The sequence below is a fragment of the Pseudomonas gingeri genome, assembly GCF_013386165.1.
Lineage (GTDB): Bacteria > Pseudomonadota > Gammaproteobacteria > Pseudomonadales > Pseudomonadaceae > Aquipseudomonas > Aquipseudomonas gingeri_C.
The window spans coordinates 148,449-165,581 of sequence record NZ_JACAOS010000003.1 but is presented as its reverse complement, the minus strand read 5'-3'; the positions used below and the strand labels follow the sequence as shown (position 1 = coordinate 165,581).

The window sequence follows — 17,133 nt, the reverse complement described above, 5'->3', positions numbered from 1 at the left end:
GGAGGTCTTCATAGATGCCGTTACGGACTCTGGAAACCTGGCCTCATGGCGCGACCCTGCTGGACGCCGAGCACACCCGCTTTGCCCTGTGGGCACCGGACGCCTATTACGTCAGCGTCGAACTGGGCGATGGCCGTTCCCTGGCCATGCTGCCGCAACACGACGGCTGGTTTGTCCTCGAGGCCCGCTGTCCGGCCGACAGCCACTATCGCTTCCAGATCGACGGCGAGCGACTGGTGCCCGACCCGGCCTCGCGACGCCAGGTCGGGGACGTACACGGGCCGAGCCAGGTGGTCGACTCCCTGGCCTACCACTGGCAGCACAAGGACTGGCAGGGGCGGCCCTGGCACGAGGCGGTGATCTACGAACTGCACGTCGGTGTCCTCGGCGGCTATCGCCAGGTCGAAAGCCAACTGGCGCGCCTGGCCGAACTGGGGATCACGGCCATTGAGCTGATGCCCCTCGCTCAATTCCCCGGCGAGCGCAATTGGGGCTACGACGGCGTGCTGCCCTATGCGCCGCATGCCGCCTATGGTTCGCCCGAAGACCTCAAGCACTTGATCGACACGGCCCATGGGCATGGCCTGATGGTGTTGCTGGACGTGGTCTACAACCACTTCGGCCCGGACGGCAACTACCTCGGCCAATACGCCCGCGACTTCTTCCGCGACGACCAGCAGACCCCGTGGGGCGCGGCGATTGATTTTCGCCGCCGCGAAGTCCGCGACTATTTCGTCGACAATGCCCTGATGTGGCTGCTGGAATACCGCTTCGATGGCCTGCGCCTGGATGCCGTGCATGCGATCAATGACAGCGGCTTTCTCTACGAACTGGCGCAAGCGGTTCGCCAGCAGATGGACCTGTCGCGACACGTGTGGCTGACCCTGGAAAACGAACGCAACCAGTCCAGCCTGCTGGAGGAGGCCTACGACGCCCAATGGAACGATGACGGCCACAACGCCCTGCACGTCCTGCTGACCGGCGAGACCGACGCCTACTACGCCGACTACGCCCGGGAAACCACCACCAAACTGGCCCGTTGCCTGAGCCAGGGCTTCGTGTTCCAGGGCCACCCCAACCGCCACGGCCACAGCCGCGGCGAACCCAGCGCGCACCTGCCGCCCAGCGCTTTTGTGCTGTTCCTGCAGAACCACGACCAGATCGGCAACCGCGCCCTGGGCGAGCGCCTCAATCAACTCTGCCCGGCACCGGCCCTGCGGGCGGCCACTGTGCTGCTGTTGTTGTCGCCGATGATACCGTTGCTATTCATGGGGGAGGAAACCGCTGCCGGCGAACCCTTTCTGTTTTTCACCGATCACCAGGGTGAACTGGCCGATGCGGTGCGCGAAGGCCGTCGCGGCGAATTCGCCGATTTCCCGGCCTTTGCCGACCCGGCGCGGCGGGCGCACATTCCCGACCCGAACGCGGTCGCCAGCTTCAACGACTCGCGCCCCGACCTGAGCGACGCCAGCGACGACTTCAACCGCCAGGCGAACGTACGCCTCTACCACCAACTGCTGGAACTGCGCCACCGCGAAATCATCCCCAGGCTCTCCGGCGCCCAGGCCCTGGGCGCCGATGTCCTGGCCGATGGCGCCCTCAGCGCACGCTGGCGCATGGGCGACGGCAGCGTGCTGCGCATCGACCTCAACCTCAGTGCCGAGTCCGTCGGCCACAGCCCCCCCACCCAGGCCCGATTACTATTCGAAAGCACCACCGGTACCAGTCGCCAACTGGATGAAGGTCATCTGGCCCCCTACTGCGCGCTGGTTACCCTGACCCCCGGGGACGTCATGCAGTCACCCACCGGAGAGCACCCATGAGCGACGCGCAACTGGAAATACTCGCCAGCCGGGCTGGCCTGGCCGTCGATTGGATCGACGCCAATGGCCGAGCACAGAAAGTCCGAGCCGAGGTCTTGCGCAAGGTCCTCGCCGGACTCGGCCATCCCGCCGACAACGACCTGGAGATCGAGAACAGCCTGCTGGAACTGCAACTCGCCCAGCAACAAAAACACCTGCCCCCCCTGTTGACCGCCGACATCGGCAAGGGCTTGGACCTGGCCCGTTATTTCGCCGCCGACACGGCCTGCGAAGTGCATCTGGAAAACGGCACGGTCCTGCATCTGCACCTCGACGAGGACGCGGTGCTACCGGGCAAGATTCCGGTGGGCTACCAGACGGTGCATATCGCCGGCCAGCACTTCACCCTCGCCGTGGCCCCGGCGCAGTGTCACAGCGTGGCGGCGGCCACCGATAGCGCGACACCCCGCGCCTGGGGCCTGACGGTCCAGCTGTATGCCCTGCAACGCGCCGGCGATGGCGGCTTCGGCGACACCCTGGCCCTGGAAAGCCTGGTTCGCGCCGCGGGCGAACGTGGCGCCGAGGCCCTGGCGATCAGTCCGCTGCACGCCATGTTCAGTTGCGACCCGCAACGCTACAGCCCCTATTCGCCGTCCAGCCGGCTGTTCCTCAACAGTCTTTATGCGGCGCCGGAGGCGATTCTCGGCGAACAGGCCCTGCGCCAGGCCATCGACACTGCGGGACTGGCCGATGAACTGCAGCAGTTGGAAGCCCTGCCCCTGATCGACTGGCCACGCGCCGCCCGCGCCAAACAACGGCTGCTGCGGGCGCTGTACGACGGCTTTCGCCTGGGCACTCACCCCCTCGCCACGGACTTCGCGCGCTTCCGCCAGCTCGGCGGCGAAGCCCTGGAAAATCACTGTCGCTTCGAAGCCCTGCAAGCCGCCTGTAGCGCCCGCGGCGAAAGCACCGACTGGCGCCACTGGCCCGCCGCCTGGCACCACCCCGACAACCCGGCCCTCGCCGTCTTCGCCGAAGAACAGGCCGAGGAGATCGGTTTCTACGCCTTCGGTCAATGGTTGGTGGCCCGTAGCCTGGGCCGCGCGCAAAAAGCCGCCCGGGACAGTGGCATGGGCATCGGCCTGATCGCCGACCTCGCCGTCGGTGCCGACGGCGGCGGCAGCCAGGCCTGGAGCCGGCAGGACGAACTGCTGGCCGAACTCACCGTCGGCGCGCCACCGGATATTCTCAATCGCAGCGGACAAAGCTGGGGCATCTCGGCCTTCGCCCCGGAAGGTCTGAAGCGCCATGGCTTCCGGGCTTTTATCGAAATGCTGCGGGCCAATTTCGCCCATGCCGGCGGCTTGCGTATCGACCATGTGATGGGCCTGCAACGGCTCTGGGTGATTCCGCTGGGCTCACTGCCAAAGGACGGCGCGTACCTGTATTACCCGGTGGATGACCTGCTGCGCCTGCTGACCCTGGAGTCCGCGCGCCATCAGGCGATAGTGCTCGGCGAAGACCTCGGCACAGTGCCCGAGGGCCTGCGAGAAAAACTCGCCGCCCGGGCGATCCTCGGCATGCGTGTGCTGTTGTTCGAGCAGGAATATGGCCATCATTTCCGCCCCATCCTCGACTGGCCGGACAACGCCCTGGCCACCAGCAGCACCCACGACCTGCCGACCCTCAATGGCTGGTGGCATGCCCGGGATATCGACTGGAACATCCAGCTGGGGCTGATCGACAACACGACCGCCGATCACTGGCGCGAAACCCGCCAGCACGAACGCGAGGGCCTGCACCGTGCCTTGAGCAATGACCCGCAGAATTTCCGCGATGAATCCCACGAGACCGATCAGGTGCTCGATGCCAGCGTGCGCTTCCTCGGCCATACCCGGGCGCCCCTGGTGTTGCTGCCGCTGGAGGACGCCCTGGGTGTCGAGGAACAGGCCAACCTGCCCGGCACCCTCGACAGTCACCCCAACTGGCGTCGGCGCCTGCCCGGCGACAGCAGCCAGTTGCTCGACGATGTGGACGCCGCCCGCCGCCTCGAACTGCTGGCCTGTGCCCGACTCCAGGCCGCCGAGCGTGACCGATGAGTGCAGCGCTGCGCGCCACCTTGCGCCTGCAATTTCACCAGGGCTTCAGCCTGGATGACGCCGTGCCGCTGGTGCCTTACTTCGCGCAGCTGGGTATCAGCCATGTCTACGCCTCGCCGCTGCTCACCGCGCGCGACGGTTCAATGCACGGCTACGACGTGGTCGACCCGACCCGGGTCAACCCGCAGTTGGGCGGCGAAGCGGCCTTGCGGCGCCTGGTGCAGACCCTGCGCCAGCACGACATGGGCCTGATCCTCGACATCGTCTCCAACCACATGGCCGTCGGCGGCGCTGACAACCCCTGGTGGCTGGACCTGCTGGAATGGGGGCGACAGAGCCCCTACGGCGAGTTCTTCGATATCCAGTGGCACTCGCCCGACCCGTTGCTCGAAGGGCAATTGCTGATGCCATTCCTCGGCAGCGACTACGGCGTGGCGTTGCAGGAAGGCAGCCTGCCCCTGTGCTTCGATACTGAAAACGGCGGCTTCCATATTGAGCATTACCAGCACCGGTTTCCCATCTGCCCACGGGATTACGCGCAGATACTCGCCGACATCCCTTCACTGGAAACCCTGGCCGGCCACTTCAAGGCCCTGAACAGTCTGCCCGACGCCTATGCCCAGGCGCAGGTCTTGCGCGCCGAGCTTGCGCAACGCGGCGATACCCATGGCGCCATCATCCAGGGCCTGGCTCGCTATGACTCGCGCCAGCCCGACGGTTTCCAGCGCCTACACCGACTGCTGGAGCGCCAGCACTATCGCCTTGCCAGTTGGCGCACAGCCGCCGACGATATCAATTGGCGGCGCTTCTTTGATGTCAACGAGCTGGGGGGCCTGCGGGTCGAGCGCCCGGCGGTATTCGAAGCCACCCACCGGAAAATCTTCCAGCTGATCGAAGACGGTCTGGTGGACGGCCTGCGCATCGACCATATAGACGGGCTCGCCGACCCACGCGGTTACTGCCGCAAGCTGCGTCGGCGCGTCGATCGCCTGGTTCCCGGCAGGCACCTGCCGATCCATGTGGAAAAAATCCTCGGCCAGGGCGAAAGCCTGCACCGCGACTGGCGGGTGGACGGCACCACCGGCTACGAATTCATGGATCAGCTGTCGCTGCTGCAACATGATCCCCGTGGCGAGCCACTCTTGGCCGAGCGCTGGAGCCGCTTGAGCGAGCGCCCCGCCGAGTTCGTCGAGGAGGCCCGCCTGGCACGCCAGCAGATCCTCGCCAGCACCCTGGCCGGCGACTGCGAAAGCGTGGCCCAGGCCCTGCTGCAAGTGGCCCGGGACGACCTGATGAGCCGCGACCTGACCCTGGGCGCCATTCGCCGGGCCTTGCAGGCGCTGATCGTGCACTACCCGGTGTACCGCACCTATATCAATGCCCTGGGCCGCCCGGCCGAGGACGAAGGTTTTTTCCAGCAGGCCCTGGCCGGCGCCCGCACCACCCTCGGCGAGGCTGACTGGCCGGTGCTCGACTATCTGCAACAGTGGCTCGGCGGACAGCCCTGGCGCCAGCGCGCGCCGGGCCGGCAGCGCAAACGGCTCAAGCATGCCTGCGTGCGCTTCCAGCAACTGACCTCGCCGACGGCGGCCAAGGCGGTCGAAGACACGGCGTTCTATCGTTCGGCGGTGCTGCTCTCGCGCAACGACGTGGGCTTTTCCACGGAACGCTTCAGCGCCCCCGTGGAAAACTTCCACGCGGCGAACCAACAGCGCCTGGAAAATTTTCCGGACAACCTGCTGACCAGCGCCACCCATGATCACAAACGCGGCGAGGACAGCCGCGCGCGCTTGGCGGTGCTGAGCGAGTACGGCCCCTGGTACGTCGAACAGCTACAAGGCTTTCGCGAGCAGGCCCAAGCGCTGCGGGACGATGCCCAGGCGCCGTCGGCGGCAGACGAACTGATCCTCTACCAGGCCCTGCTGGGCAGTTGGCCGCTGACGCTGTCGAGCGACGATTCGGCCGGGCTGCTGGAGTACGCCGAACGCCTCTGGCAATGGCAAAACAAGGCGCTGCGCGAAGCCAAGTTGCACAGCAGTTGGAGCGCGCCCAACGAGACCTACGAGCAGGCATGCCACGACTTTCTCGATGCGTTGCTGACCCGACCGATCGGCTTGCCGCTGCGCCAGACCCTGGTCGCCGCGGTGAAAAAAATCGCTGCGGCCGGCGCACTCAACAGTTTGGCCCAGTGTTTGCTGCGCATGACCGTACCGGGTGTACCGGACCTGTACCAGGGCAACGAGTTCTGGGACTTCAGCCTGGTGGACCCGGACAATCGCCGGCCGGTGGATTTCGCTGCCCGGCAACAGGCGCTGCAAGCCTCTACGTCGCCGGCAGCCCTGTTGACGGACTGGCGCAACGGACGGCTCAAACAGGCCTTGATTGCCCGCACGCTGGCGGTGCGGGCCGAATACGGGAGGGTCTTCAGTCGCGGCGATTACCAACCGTTGGAAGTGCTCGGCGAGCAGGCCGAACACGTACTGGCCTTTATGCGCAGCACACCAACACAGCGGGCCATTGTGATCGTACCCAGGCTGGCGGCCGAGTTGCTGGCCGACGATCAACTGCCGTGGGTACCGGCACCGGTTTGGGGCGATACGCGGGTCAAACTACCGTTCGCCGCACCGAACCATAAATTAAAGGGATTTTTTTCGATGTGCGCAGTCACACCCCATAACGAGCTGATGGTCGGTGAGGCACTCGGAGATTTCCCGGTCAATCTCTTTATCCAAACTTGAGTTCAGGAGCATGGCGATGAGTACCGACGAAAAACGCATCCGCGAATTTGCTTATCAGATCTGGGAATCGGAGGGTCGCCCCGAGGGCGAAGAGGCCCGGCATTGGGAAATGGCGCGCAAGCTGGCGGAAGCCGAGGCCCTGGCGCCGAAAAAACCGACAGCGGCCAAACCCGCCGCCAAACCCAAGGTCGCCACCAAGCCGACAGCGGTCCCGAAAGCCACGGCGAAGCCGGCCACCGTTGCCAAACCGGCTGTTGAAAAGAAACCGCGAGCGCCGCGCAAGCCGTCAGCCAGTTGAACATTGCACGATGCCGAGAACACCACAGCCCTTGTAGGAGCTGGCTTGCCAGCGATGGCGATGCAAGACTCACCGCCGCCATCGCTGGCAATCGAGCGTCGACCGGCGCTCCCACATAGACCGCGCTTGCGGTATCTACAGGTGTCGTGGTGCTTTCAAGAACACACCCGCAGGAGCGCCCATGACCAAGCCAAAAAAGCCCGATCCCACGCCCGAAGCCCAGACCTCGCGGATTCGCGAAGGCCTGCCCTTCCCGCTCGGTGCCACCTGGGATGGCCTGGGAGTCAACTTTGCGCTGTTTTCCGCCCACGCCACCAAGGTCGAACTGTGCGTGTTCGACGACAGCGGTGAAGTGGAACTCGAACGCATCGAACTGCCCGAGTACACCGACGAAATCTTCCACGGCTACCTGCCCGACGCCCATCCCGGACTGATCTACGGCTACCGGGTGTACGGCCCCTACGACCCGCAGAACGGCCATCGCTTCAACCCCAACAAACTGCTGATCGACCCCTACGCCAAGCAGTTGGTCGGCCAGTTGAAATGGTCCGAGGCCCTGTTCGGCTATACCATCGGCCACTCCGACGCCGACCTCAGCTTCGACGAACGCGACAGCGCGCCCTTCGTCCCCAAGAGCAAGGTGATCGACCCGGCTCACACCTGGGGTCACGACCAGCGCGTCAACGTCCCCTGGGAACGCACCCTGCTCTATGAAACCCACGTACGCGGCATCAGCATGCGTCACCCGGCGGTGCCGGACGCGGTGCGCGGGACTTTCGCCGGACTGATGGTCGACGAAGTGCTGGAGCATATCCGCAAGCTCGGCGTGTCGTCGGTGGAGCTGCTGCCAATCCATGCCTTCGTCAACGACCAGCACCTGCTGCACAAAGGCATGACCAACTACTGGGGCTACAACAGCATCGCCTTCTTCGCCCCCGACCCGCGCTACCTGGCCAGCGGCAAGATCGCCGAATTCAAGGAGATGGTCGCGCACCTGCACGAAGCCGGCCTGGAGGTGATCCTCGACGTGGTCTACAACCACACCGCCGAAGGCAACGAGCAAGGCCCGACGCTGTCCATGCGCGGCATCGACAACGCGTCCTACTACCGCCTGATGCCCGACGACAAGCGCTTCTATATCAACGACTCGGGCACCGGCAACACCCTCGACCTGAGCCACCCCTGCGTGCTGCAGATGGTCACCGATTCGCTACGCTACTGGGCCACGGAAATGCACGTGGACGGTTTCCGCTTCGACCTGGCGACCATCCTCGGACGCTATCACGACGGCTTCAACGAACGGCACAGCTTCCTCGTCGCCTGTCGCCAGGACCCGGTGCTGAGCCAGGTCAAACTGATCGCCGAACCCTGGGACTGCGGCCCCGGCGGCTACCAGGTGGGCGGTTTCCCGCCGGGCTGGGCCGAATGGAACGACCGTTTCCGCGACACCGCGCGGGCGTTCTGGAAAGGCGACGACGGCCAACTCGCCGACTTCGCCCGGCGCATGACCGCCTCCGGCGACCTGTTCGACCAACGCGGTCGACGTCCCTACACCTCGATCAACTTCATCACCGCCCATGACGGTTTCACCCTGCACGACCTGGTGTCGTACAACGACAAGCACAACGAAGCCAACGACGAAAACAACCAGGACGGCAGCAACAACAACCTGTCCTGGAATCACGGCGTCGAAGGCCCCACCGACAACCCGACGATCAACGCCCTGCGTCTGCGACAGATGCGCAACTTCTTCGCCACCCTGCTGCTGGCCCAGGGCACACCGATGATCGTCGCCGGCGACGAGTTCGCCCGCACCCAGCACGGCAACAACAACGCCTATTGCCAAGACAGCGACATCGGTTGGGTCAACTGGGACCTGGACGACGACGGCAGGTCGCTGCTCAGGTTCGTCAAGCGCCTGGTCAAGCTGCGCCTGGCCTACCCGATCCTGCGCCGCGGACGCTTTCTGGTTGGCGACTACAACGAGCAACTGGGGGTCAAGGACGTCACGTGGCTGACCCCGGACGGCCAGGAAATGACCACCGAGCACTGGCACGACGGCCACGGCCGCTGCCTGGGCATGTTGCTCGACGGTCGCGCCCAGGTCTCGGGCATTTCCCGCACCGGCGCCGATGCGACCCTGCTGATTGCCGTCAATGCCCACCACGACGGTGTCAATTTCAGCCTGCCCGAAGTGCCACAAGGTCTCGACTGGCGCTGCGTGCTCGACACCAACGACCCGCAGGTCAAGGGCCAGGAGCGTTTCGCCTTCGACAGTGAATACACCCTCACCGGGCGCTCGCTTGTCATGTTCGAGTTACAACGTGACGAAGAAAGCTGACGTTTATTTAGCAATAAAAGTCGCATTTCGGCCTACATGGGCGATACTCACCCACGCATTCCCGAGCCGCCAGGCGGCACCGGAGACATCAGGACCGATGGAAAATGCGTGCAAGTCCACACAAGGAAGTGACAAACATCATGAGAATCCAAGCTGCTCGCAACGAAGTTGCACCGCTGATCTGGAACTCACGGCAGTTGGCCCGTGTCCCGACCATTGGTCTGCACCGCCTGATCCGGCCCGGCGCCCGGGTGGTGGTGGTCGCCCCCCATCCCGGTGACGAGGTGCATTGTTGCGGTGGCCTGCTGCAACTGCTCGCCACCTTCGAACACCCGCTGCTGTTGATTTCGATTACCGATGGCAGTGCCCTCTACCCCGGCTCGACCCTGTGGCCTTCCAGCCGCCTGAGTGTGGTTTGCCCCCAGGAAAGCGCTGAAGCCTTGCGCCGCCTGGGCCTGGAACTGCACCGGTTGAAATGGATTCGCGGCGGCTTTCGCCACGGCGCACTGGAGCAGCAGGAGCAGCAACTCAGCCAATTCCTGCGGCGCTATTTGCGCCCTGACGACGTGGTGCTGACCACCTGGCGCGAAGACGGCATTGCCGACCATGACACCGTCGGTCGGGCGGCTGCCCAGGCCTGTGTCGCCAGCGGCGCAACCTTGCTGGAGATACCGCTGCATACCTGGTTTCGTCCCTTGCGCGACGAAGGCCTGATCCCCTGGCACCGAGCCCGCAAGATCCGCCTCGACACCTGGGGTATTGCCCGCAAGCTGCATGCCGCGCACGCCTATCACAGCCATCTGCAAGGCGATCCGGAACTGGGGTTGCCGCCGGTCATGGTACCCGCCCTGCTCGAACAGACGCGGCAACCGTTCGAGATGGTTTTTATCTGAAAGGCCTCGGCAACACCGCTCTTATCGATCTCCCTCAGACTTAGCCCGAATAGACTAAATAGCCGATTGATCAATGACTTGAAAATACTGATCAAACGGATCTATTTATTGGCTATTTTCTTGACGCAGACCTGCAGCTCTCCTTAGCTACAAGTGACTACCCCCGGTTTCAAAACCCAAGGGACAAGCCATCGGATGCCCGCCAATGCGGGTCGCCGGGGTTTGCCTCGATGATTTCGGCCGTCCCTCATTCGGGGGCAGGAGAGACGCTAATGCAGGTATTTATGCGACCGCAAGGAACACCCGATGAAAACGTTCATGGCCCACCCCAACCTGAGGATGACGGTTTATACAGTTTCGACCGCTCTTTTACTCTGCTCCGCCGTGGAGCTGCGAGCGGCGCCTTTCGAAGCAGACCTCCAACCCACGTACCAGGGCGACACGCCCTTGCCCCTGCCACTGGGTCAATTCCCCGTGCTGAGCAACAGTGGCCCATTACCGGGTTGGCGCTTCGCCGGCATCGTCCCGAGTACCGGCGATCCCGATCCGACGCTTCACTTCCTCGACCGTACCCTGGGCCAGGGTGAGGTCGGTAACCTCGATCCGCTGTTTGCCGGCGCCTTTGGCGACCTGCTGATTGTTCCCGGCCTTTACAGCAATCACAGCGGCGACCAGACATTGACCGCCGGGGTCTTTACCGGAAGCAGCGGCCCACTGGACCGGGTTGACGCGTTTGTCACTGCGCCCCGCGATCCGCGCATGGACGGCCTGAGTCCCCAAGGGAATAATCTCGGGGCCTTCTGGAGCCTGACCGGACAACAGGGCTGGCACGTCAACCTGACCGCCATGAACAACCAGACCACGGTGTATACCCGCTCCGACCAGGGCACCCTGCAAGGCCTGGCATCGCGGCAAATGACCTTTTCTCTGGAGGGCGGGTTCCCGATCGGGCTGGGCCAGCACTGGATCATCGAACCCCAGGCCCAGGTGATCAACCAGCAAGGCAGCGTGAACATGCTCGGCCAGGCGAATGTCTCCGACCCTTCGCTCTGGAGTGGTCGGATTGGTGCCCGCCTCAACGGTAGCTATGAAGTGAGCGGCCTGCCGCTGGAGCCCTATTTGCGGACCAACTTCTGGCATACGTTCGGCAGCGGCAGCCCCGTGAGCCTGGAGCCGGTCGACAAGATCGCCATCAGTCGCAACAGTTCCACCGTAGAGCTGGGGCTGGGCCTGGTGGCCAAGGTGTCGCCAACGGTCAGCCTGTATGTCAGCGCCGACTACAGCGGCACCTCCGATGACACCGGCCTGAATGGCATCATCGGCAATGTCGGGGTGCGGATGCGTTGGTAGGTGGCAGCCTGCCAGTCAAGAAAGCCCACGGCCGGCGCTAGCCCTCCGGCCGCAACATCAACACCGCCAGCGGCGGCAGGTTCAGTACCAGCGAAGCGGCCTGCCCATGGCTGGCCTGATCCTCGGTGCAAACCCCGCCACCATTGCCATAGTTGGAACCGGCATACATCGCCGCGTCGCTGTTGATCACCTCCTTCCATTGCCCGGCAAAGGGCACGCCGACCCGATAGGCCTCGCGCGGCACCGGCGTGAAGTTGGCCACCACCAGCAACGGCCGCCCTTCCCGACTCCAGCGCAACCAGGCATAGACGCTGTTGGCGGCATCGTCACCGATCAACCACTGGAACCCCTGGGGCGCATCGTCCTGGTCGTACAGCGCCGGCTCCTCGCGGTACAGGCGGTTCAGGTCGCTCACCAGCTTCTGCACCCCAAGGTGCTCGGAATACTGCAACAGATACCAATCCAGTTGCTGATCATGATTCCACTCGCGCCACTGGCCGAATTCGCAGCCCATGAACAGCAGCTTCTTGCCCGGATGCCCCCACATGAAACTCAGGTAGGCCCGCAGATTGGCGAACTTCTGCCAGCGGTCGCCGGGCATCTTGTCGATCAGCGAATGCTTGCCGTGCACCACTTCGTCGTGGGAAATCGGCAGGATAAAACGCTCGGACCAGGCATACACCAGGCCGAAACTCAGCTCGTTGTGATGGTGGGCGCGGTACACCGGGTCCTGCTGGATGTAGTGCAGCGAATCGTGCATCCAGCCCATGTTCCATTTGTAGGCGAACCCGAGCCCACCCTGCTCGGTGCCTTGGCTGACACCCGGCCAGGCCGTGGACTCCTCGGCAATCACCAGGGCACCCGGTGCTTCCAGGGCCACCACGTCGTTGAGATGACGCACGAAATCGATGGCCTCGAGGTTTTCCCGACCACCATGACGGTTCGGCACCCACTCGCCGGCCTTGCGCGAATAGTCGCGATAGAGCATCGACGCCACCGCATCCACCCGCAGGCCATCGACATGGAAATGCTTGAGCCAGTGCAGCGCCGAGGCGAGCATGAAGCCGTGCACTTCGGTACGCCCGAGGTTGTAGATCAGGGTGTCCCAGTCCTGATGGAAACCCTCCAGCGGGTTGCCGTACTCATACAAGGCGGTGCCGTCGAACTGCGCCAGGCCGTGGGTATCGGTGGGAAAATGCGCCGGCACCCAGTCGAGGATCACGCCGATTTCAGCCCGGTGACAGGCATCGACAAAGGCGGCGAAATCGTCCGGGCTGCCATACCGCGCACTCGGTGCAAACTGCGACAGCGGCTGATAACCCCAGGAACCACCGAACGGGTGCTCCATGATCGGCATCAGTTCGATATGGGTGAAACCCAGTTGCTGGACATAGGGAATCAGTCTTTCGGCCAGTTCGCTCCAGCTGTACTGGCGTGACACCTCGCCCACTTCATCGATCTCGCACTGCCAGGAACCGGCATGCAGTTCGTAGATCGACAGCGGCGCATCATGCCGATGCCGTTGGCTGCGTGACTCCATCCAGGCCTGGTCCTGCCAGTCGATGCGCAAGGGCTGCGCGACGCGCGAAGCGGTGTCCGGCGGCAGTTGGGTGGCCAGGGCCATGGGGTCGGACTTGAGCGGCAGGATCGCATCCTTGCCGAGGATCTCGTACTTGTAGGCCTCACCCGGATGCAGGCGCGGCACAAAGATTTCCCAGACACCGCTGGGGTGGCGCAGGCGCATTGGATGCCGACGCCCGTCCCAGATATTGAAGTCGCCGACCACCGAGACCCGCCGGGCATTCGGCGCCCAGACCGCAAAACGCACACCGTCGACACCCTCGACCTGGGTCACCTGGGCACCCAGGCAGCCGCTCAGGTCGCGGTGATTACCCTCGGCGAACAGGTAGAGATCCATCTCCCCGAGCAACGGCCCGAAGCTGTAGGGATCCTCGCTGATCTGCTCCCCCGCCGCCCACTGGATACGCAACAGATAGGGTTGGCGCCCCGGGAAGTGACCGACAAACAGCCCCGGCACCTCGGTACTGTCAAGATTGCCCAGGACCTGCTCGCTGTCGCGGGCCAACGCCTGGACGCCCAGGGCGCCGGGCAGGAAGGCGCGGATATACTGCCCCCCGGCACCGTCGTCATGGGGCCCGAGAATGGCAAAAGGATCCTGGTGCTCGGCCCGCACCAGGGCCTCGATGTCCTTCTTCGCGGGTAATGCACGGTTCACGGATGCACCTTGTTCCTTGCTCAAACTCATCACTGCTCTCCACCGGACAAGGTTTTCACTTCACTCAACAACCCACTCAAACCGTGCAACGGCACGCCGAGCCAGGTCGGGCGATTTTCCGCCTCATAGACAATTTCATACGCGGCCTTCTCCAGGCTGAACAGGGTCAGGGCGGCTTCTTCGCCGGCCGGGTCCTGCCATGCCTGAACAAGACTAGCTGTCGCGCGCCGATATGCCTGGATAAAGGCTTTGCGAGCTTCTTTCAGGTAACGCTGGGTGACGCGCCGGCTGGCCGGCCCGACGCCCGACGGGTCGAGCAGCGTCGCGTTGTTGCAGGCCATGGCCGCAGCGTAATCGAACGAGCGCAACACGCCGCTGACATCCTTGTAGGGACTGTGCTTGCCGCGCCGCTCCGGCAACGAGCGGGCGGGCTCGCCTTCGAAGTCGATCAGGTAGGCATCGCCCTGTACCACCAGCACCTGGCCCAGGTGCAAGTCGCCATGGACCCGCAGGCGCAGACCGCCCACCACCTGGCCGGCAAGCGTCTGGATAGAGTCGAGAATGGCCTTTTTCTGCTCCAGCAGACGCCCCACCAGCGCCTGTTCTTCCGCCGGCAGCGCCTGCTGATGCTGTTTGAGCAGCAGCAAAGCCTGTTCCATCTGCCGGCTGATGGTCTTGCTCCAATGCTCGGCGTCCTGCTCCGTGCTCACCTGGGCACTGAAGTCCGGATTGCTGGTGGGCGCCGCCAGCACCTGGTGCATCTCGCCCAGGCGCTGACCGAGCAAGCCGGCAAAATCTGCCAGTTCGCCGAGGGCGTTGTAATGCTGTTCGTGGTCCGAAACGGCACCGGCCAACTCGTCGCGGATCGCCCGTTCCAGGTTGTTCTGGGTCCAGCTCCAGGCATCGCCCTGGTTGTTGAGCATCCCCTGGGCAATCATCAGCAGGCTGTCTTCGCCCTTGGCATCGCGGTGTACCAATGAACCCAGCAACGGTGAAATATGCTGGAAACCGGCGGCCGTCAGGTAGGCGCTCATTTCCAGTTCCGGGTGCACGCCAGCACTGACCTTACGGATCAGCTTGAGCATGATCCGCTCGGCCACCACCACCGAACTGTTGGACTGCTCGGCGGACAGGTAACGCACCGCCATGTCGGCGGGTAGCTCCAGGGCCTTGAGTTCGCTTGTCCCGTGAAAATGCAGCGTGCCTTCGCCGCCGGCCAATAGCGTGTCGCCGCGCATGCCTTCGATCACCGCGCGAATAAACGGCTCCAGGCTGAATGCGTCGGTGATCAGGCCCACCTGCCGACCACGTCGGACCCGGGCCATCGCCAGCTGTTGCGGCAAGGCGGCGCTGGTCTGCTCCTCGGCCAGAAACCCGAACGGCAGTTGGTAACGGCTGCTCTGGCCGCCCGCCGTGACTTCGACTTCAGCGAGCAGCACCGGGTGCTGCGGATCACCGAAGCGCACGCCATAGACCAGGCGCACCTGTTCGAGCGCCGTATCCTTGCCGGCAAACCAGCGCCGCTTGGGCAGCCACTCCCGCAGAATGCTCTGCTCCAGAGCCGTGCGCGAAGGGCTTTCGAGCAGTTCCTCCATGCGCTTCTTCAGCACCAGGGTGGTGAAGTCCGGCAGGCTCTGCGCCGGTTCCACATGCCAGCTGGGCATTTGCGTTTCCGTGGCGAGCAGGAACCAGTAGAAACCGTAAGGCGCCAGGGTCAGCAGGAAGTTGAGCTGGCCGATGGGCGGGAACGCGTTGCCGCCGAGCATCTCCACCGGCACCCTGCCGGCGAACGCGGACAGCTCCAGTTCGGCCGCCTGGGCGGTGCGGGACACGTTGGCGACGCAGAGGATGATTTCGCTCTTGCCGTCGGGCCCGGTGTATTCGCGGGTATAGGCGAGGATGCGGCGGTTGTTCGGCGAGAGCATTTTCAGGCTGCCGCGGCCGAAGGCTTTCTGTTGCTTGCGTACCGCCAGCAGGCGCCGGGTCCAGTTCAGCAGCGAATGAGGGTCGCCATGCTGGGTCTCGACGTTCACCGACTGGTAACCGTAGAGCGGGTCCATGATCGGCGGCAGCACCAGGCTGGCCGGGTCGGCACGGGAGAAGCCGCCGTTGCGGTCGATGGACCATTGCATCGGAGTACGCACGCCATCGCGGTCGCCCAGGTAGATATTGTCGCCCATGCCGATTTCATCGCCGTAGTACAAGGTCGGCGTGCCCGGCATCGACAGCAGAAGGCTATTGAGCAGTTCGATACGGCGGCGGTCGCGCTCCATCAACGGCGCCAGGCGCCGGCGGATACCGAGGTTGATCCGCGCCCGACGGTCGGCGGCGTAGTAGTTCCAGAGGTAGTCACGCTCACGGTCGGTGACCATTTCCAGGGTCAGTTCATCGTGGTTGCGCAGGAAGATCGCCCACTGGCAATTGGCGGGAATCTCCGGGGTCTGACGCAGGATATCGGTGATCGGAAAGCGATCCTCCTGGGCCAGCGCCATGTACATGCGCGGCATCAGCGGGAAGTGAAAGGCCATATGGCATTCGTCGCCGTCGTCGCCTTTCTGATCGCCGAAGTACAGCTGGGTGTCTTCCGGCCACTGGTTGGCTTCGGCCAGGAGCATGCGGTCGGGATAATGCGCGTCGATTTCGGCGCGGATTTTCTTCAGCACCTGGTGGGTCTCGGGCAGGTTTTCGTTATTGGTGCCGTCGCGCTCGATCAGGTAGGGAATGGCGTCCAGGCGCAGGCCGTCGATGCCCAGGTCGAGCCAGTAGCGCATCACCGCCAGTACCGCTTGCAGCACCGGCGGGTGGTCGAAGTTCAGGTCTGGCTGATGGGCGTAGAAGCGGTGCCAGAAGTACTGGCCGGCCACCGGGTCCCAGGTCCAGTTGGACTTTTCGGTGTCGAGGAAGATGATCCGGGTGTCGGTGTATTTGTCATCGGTATCGGACCAGACGTAGAAGTTCCGGGCGCTGGAGCCCGGCTTGGCCAGGCGCGCGCGCTGGAACCAGGGGTGCTGGTCGGAGGTGTGGTTGATCACCAGTTCGGCGATGACCCGCAGGCCGCGCTTGTGGGCTTCGGCGATAAAGCGCTTGGCATCGGCCATGGTGCCGTAGTCACTGTGTACGCCACGGTACTCGGCAATGTCGTAGCCATCGTCGCGGCGTGGCGAGGGGTAGAACGGCAGCAGCCAAATGGTGTTCACGCCGAGGTCGGCGATGTAGTCGAGCTTGGCGATCAGGCCGGGAAAGTCGCCGATGCCGTCGTTGTTCGAGTCGAAGAAGGATTTGACGTGAACCTGGTAGATCACCGCGTCCTTGTACCAGAGCGGGTCGTCGATAAAACGGGCTGGGCGGGTTTTCTTCGCCATGGGTAACTCCTTGG

Annotated in this window: 9 protein-coding genes; 7 read left to right on the top strand and 2 right to left on the bottom strand. The window is 64.1% G+C overall.

From position 1 onward, the window contains the following. The first annotated feature begins 14 nt into the window (after positions 1 to 14). From treZ to HX866_RS05270, 7 genes are all read left to right on the top strand, one after another. Positions 15 to 1,823, top strand: coding sequence for a malto-oligosyltrehalose trehalohydrolase (gene treZ, locus HX866_RS05300; RefSeq protein ID WP_177100825.1), 1,809 nt, complete (start codon positions 15 to 17; stop codon positions 1,821 to 1,823). Continuing rightward, a complete protein-coding gene (gene malQ / locus HX866_RS05295; RefSeq protein WP_177138389.1) occupies positions 1,820 to 3,901 on the top strand; it encodes a 4-alpha-glucanotransferase in 2,082 nt (693 codons plus the stop codon). Before treZ ends, malQ begins: the two co-directional genes overlap by 4 nt. Beyond that, positions 3,898 to 6,639 carry a malto-oligosyltrehalose synthase gene (locus tag HX866_RS05290; protein WP_177138388.1) on the top strand — a complete coding sequence of 914 codons (2,742 nt, stop codon included), beginning with the start codon at positions 3,898 to 3,900 and terminating at the stop codon, positions 6,637 to 6,639. The genes malQ and HX866_RS05290 overlap by 4 nt, the downstream gene beginning before the upstream one ends. Before the next feature lie 16 nt (positions 6,640 to 6,655). After that, positions 6,656 to 6,937 (top strand): DUF2934 domain-containing protein, encoded by a 282-nt coding sequence (locus tag HX866_RS05285; protein ID WP_177138387.1) that lies wholly within the window; start codon positions 6,656 to 6,658, stop codon positions 6,935 to 6,937. 181 nt (positions 6,938 to 7,118) lie between these two features. Continuing rightward, positions 7,119 to 9,278 carry a glycogen debranching protein GlgX gene (glgX, locus tag HX866_RS05280; protein WP_177138385.1) on the top strand — a complete coding sequence of 720 codons (2,160 nt, stop codon included), beginning with the start codon at positions 7,119 to 7,121 and terminating at the stop codon, positions 9,276 to 9,278. A gap of 140 nt (positions 9,279 to 9,418) precedes the next feature. Beyond that, the gene (locus tag HX866_RS05275) at positions 9,419 to 10,171 is read left to right on the top strand and encodes a PIG-L deacetylase family protein (protein ID WP_177091603.1); all 753 of its coding nucleotides are present in this window, start codon (positions 9,419 to 9,421) and stop codon (positions 10,169 to 10,171) included. A 306-nt stretch (positions 10,172 to 10,477) separates the two neighbouring features. Beyond that, positions 10,478 to 11,521: an autotransporter domain-containing protein gene (locus HX866_RS05270; protein ID WP_177091601.1), complete on the top strand. Its 1,044-nt coding sequence runs from the start codon at positions 10,478 to 10,480 to the stop codon at positions 11,519 to 11,521. Between the two features lie 37 nt (positions 11,522 to 11,558). Here the strand turns inward: HX866_RS05270 and glgB are convergent, their stop codons facing one another. Further along, positions 11,559 to 13,787 (bottom strand): 1,4-alpha-glucan branching protein GlgB, encoded by a 2,229-nt coding sequence (gene glgB, locus HX866_RS05265; protein ID WP_177138383.1) that lies wholly within the window; start codon positions 13,785 to 13,787, stop codon positions 11,559 to 11,561. Beyond that, complete coding sequence (gene treS, locus HX866_RS05260; protein ID WP_177138381.1) at positions 13,787 to 17,119, bottom strand: maltose alpha-D-glucosyltransferase; 3,333 nt, start codon at positions 17,117 to 17,119, stop codon at positions 13,787 to 13,789. The genes glgB and treS overlap by 1 nt, the downstream gene beginning before the upstream one ends. Positions 17,120 to 17,133 lie beyond the last annotated feature (14 nt).

Excerpts from the sequence above, each read along its gene's own strand:
- treZ (WP_177100825.1), top strand. The coding sequence starts at position 15 with ATGCCGTTACGGACTCTGGAAACCTGGCCTCATGGCGCGACCCTGCTG.
- malQ (WP_177138389.1), top strand. The coding sequence starts at position 1,820 with ATGAGCGACGCGCAACTGGAAATACTCGCCAGCCGGGCTGGCCTGGCC.
- HX866_RS05290 (WP_177138388.1), top strand. The coding sequence starts at position 3,898 with ATGAGTGCAGCGCTGCGCGCCACCTTGCGCCTGCAATTTCACCAGGGC.
- HX866_RS05285 (WP_177138387.1), top strand. The coding sequence starts at position 6,656 with ATGAGTACCGACGAAAAACGCATCCGCGAATTTGCTTATCAGATCTGG.
- glgX (WP_177138385.1), top strand. The coding sequence starts at position 7,119 with ATGACCAAGCCAAAAAAGCCCGATCCCACGCCCGAAGCCCAGACCTCG.
- HX866_RS05275 (WP_177091603.1), top strand. The coding sequence starts at position 9,419 with ATGAGAATCCAAGCTGCTCGCAACGAAGTTGCACCGCTGATCTGGAAC.
- HX866_RS05270 (WP_177091601.1), top strand. The coding sequence starts at position 10,478 with ATGAAAACGTTCATGGCCCACCCCAACCTGAGGATGACGGTTTATACA.
- glgB (WP_177138383.1), bottom strand. The coding sequence starts at position 13,787 with ATGAGTTTGAGCAAGGAACAAGGTGCATCCGTGAACCGTGCATTACCC.
- treS (WP_177138381.1), bottom strand. The coding sequence starts at position 17,119 with ATGGCGAAGAAAACCCGCCCAGCCCGTTTTATCGACGACCCGCTCTGG.